General features: G+C 59.3%; 3 protein-coding genes. 1 reads left to right on the plus strand and 2 read right to left on the minus strand.

Annotated features, from left to right (window positions below; genetic code table 11):
* The coding region (locus WBM93_RS00270) for a c-type cytochrome (RefSeq protein WP_424426996.1) at window positions 1-520 on the minus strand (520 nt) is incomplete at its 3' end.
* A gap of 211 nt (window positions 521-731) precedes the next feature.
* Here WBM93_RS00270 and WBM93_RS00275 point away from each other — a divergent pair.
* Window positions 732-1,631, plus strand: a complete 900-nt coding sequence (locus WBM93_RS00275) for a prephenate dehydratase (RefSeq protein ID WP_424427000.1) — start codon at window positions 732-734, stop codon at window positions 1,629-1,631.
* 61 nt (window positions 1,632-1,692) lie between these two features.
* On the opposite strand, the gene WBM93_RS00280 is transcribed toward WBM93_RS00275, so the two are convergent.
* Complete coding sequence (locus tag WBM93_RS00280) at window positions 1,693-2,487, minus strand: hypothetical protein (RefSeq protein WP_424426998.1); 795 nt, start codon at window positions 2,485-2,487, stop codon at window positions 1,693-1,695.
* Window positions 2,488-2,675 lie beyond the last annotated feature (188 nt).

A 2,675-nucleotide genomic window follows, 5' to 3' on the forward strand; every position in this document is an offset into this window, starting at 1 on the left:
GCGGAAGCGCGATATTTGATCCCTGTGCGTTCAGATAGACCATCAGATTGGCACGATCTTCCGCCTTGCCGAGACCGGCAAAGGTCATCTTAGTGCCATCGGCATATTTGCGCGGCGACTTCAGCCATGCGTCCATGGCCGTCCAGTCCCAATTGCCCGGAACGCTTTTCAGGGCATCACTATAGGCAAAGCCTGCGACATGGCCGTGAGGTTTGCCCATGGTTGCCCACAGATTCGGGCCGATGCCATTGGCTCCGCCCTGATTGATCGTGTGGCATGCTGCACATTTGGCGAAAACTTTTTCGCCAGCGGCAGCATCGGCGGTCTGCAGCAACGCCTCGATCGAGGGGCCTGCGTCAGCCCCGCCACCGGAAGATTCTACGCCTTCGATCTCAAAACCCATGACTTCGGGACGCTCGTTGGAACCGGCGTGGAAATATTTTCCGCTGACAATGGAAAAGCCCAGTGCGGCAATGCCGCCAGCAAGAACCCAGCCTGCGATGGTGTTATTGTTGCTCATATTTTCTCTCAAACCCCTGAGTGAGCGGCGGCTATAGGCCTGCCAAATTTGTGCTGTCTGTAAAGAGGGCGACGAACCAAAGCAAGGCCTCAATTGCCGCTCAAGGCGCAATTGTGAATGGAAAATGTGACGGTTCGCATTCGACACGCCACTAATTTCTTGCCCCGCCATGTCCCGTTCGACTATCGCAGCGCAGCAAAAGAGGGGCATGATGGACAGCTTTCCGGAAAACGCATTGGGAATGGTCAGAAAAATGACCGAAAAAGGCGCGGAAACGCCGGAAAAGGCGATTGCCTTTCAAGGCGCGCCCGGTGCCAATTCCCATCTCGCCGCGCTCGATTATGATCCGGACGGCCTCCCGGTTCCCTGCTTTTCGTTCGAGGATGCGATCGACGCGGTGAAACAGGGCACTGCCGGATGCGCGATCATCCCGATCGAAAATTCCCTCCACGGACGGGTTGCCGATATCCACTTTCTACTCCCCGAATCGGGGCTCCATATTGTCGACGAATATTTCATGCCGATCGAACATTGCCTGATGGCCAAATCGGCCGATGCCGAAATCAGGACCGCGATGAGCCACCCGCAGGCGCTCGGCCAGTGCCGCCATTATCTGCGTAAACGCGGGATCATCCCGGTGGCCTATGCCGATACCGCGGCGGCAGCGGCATTCGTCGCCCGGTCGGACGACCCCCATGCCGCAGCCATCGCGCCAAGGCTCGCCGCGCAAATTTACGGTCTGCAACTGCTCGAGGATGCAATCGAGGACGCGCCGGACAATATCACGCGTTTTGTTGTGCTTGCCCCGGAGGCGGTGAAACCGGCACCCAACGGGCCGCTGATGACGACGTTTATTTTCGAGGTCAAAAATATCCCGGCTGCATTGTATAAAGCGATGGGCAGCTTTGCGACCAATGGTGTCAACATGACCAAGCTGGAAAGCTACCAGCAGGGCAGCAGCTTTGCCGCGACCGAATTTTACGCCGATATCGAAGGCGCACCCGGGGATCCGGCGGTGGATCGCGCGCTTGAGGAACTGGGTTTTCACTGCAACAGCGTACGGGTACTGGGAACCTATCGGCAAGCGCGTCCAAGGACGATGACAACGTAGGGCTGCGCCTGCGAGATTCCCGCTGCTGACATCATTCAGGGTCACACGGGTCACACCCCCTTTAGTGAATAGTCCGGTCGTCCCAATCCGGGCCTTCCGGTTCGTCATTGTCATCGTCATCGTCCCAACCGGGAGCAGCCTTTTCCCAGAAGTCCGGCTCGTCCATCATGCCGCTGCGCTCGGCGCGGGCCCATTGCAGATCGTCCCAGTCGTCCGCTTCGACCGGATCGAGATCGGACGTGTCGACATCTTCCGGCGCGGTCGCGGCGATCCGTTCGCGTTCCTGGAACATCTCGAGCCGGCTGATCAGTTCCTCGTCGCTCAGTTCGGCCATATAGGCGCTCGGCGGGGCTGCGCGCCGGGCCTGCGCGGCCTGTTCCTGCTCGTCGAGCATGGCGGCACAATCCCTGCCTTCCCCGATGGCGTCGACCATTTCGTCAAAATCCGCAGCCGCTTCGCGGGCGGCATCGCCGGCCATGTCCAGGCCATCGGCTTTCGCATCCAGCCGGGCCAGCGCCGCGAGCAACAGCCCGGGCGAAAAGCGCGATCGCTCGCCCACTTCCTCGCCATGATACCAGACCGTCTCGGTCCAGCCGTTGAGGCCGGTGTCGAGCAGGGTGTCGGCATAGAGATCGCGCGCATGGATCAGCGCCGCGTCCCATGCCCGGGCAAAGGCTCGCCCCTCGTCCCGGCGGCGCAGCCGGTAGGCGCCTTCGCGACTCATCCCGGCAAAGGCGGCGGCCGACTTGACCGAGCCGCAGCGAGCGAGCGCTTCGAGAAATGTACGCTGCTTGTTGGGAGTCCAGCTGGGTGTAGGGGGTTGTGGAGTGTCGGTGGGGGAAGGTCGGGTGTTCATGTCATATATTCACTTTTTATTGGTTAAATGGAATTATCAGTATAACCTATATGGTTTTATTTAGGAAAGAGGGTTTTTTCGGTTGATGGCGAGAGCGGACTCTGGGGTTGGTCGCTTTTGGTGGCGGCAATTGGATGGGAAGCGGACATCAAGGCGATCGTTTTCTAATAGCAGCTACATCCCGAAAG

This window comes from Parasphingorhabdus sp., assembly GCF_049667325.1.
Classification (GTDB): domain Bacteria; phylum Pseudomonadota; class Alphaproteobacteria; order Sphingomonadales; family Sphingomonadaceae; genus Parasphingorhabdus.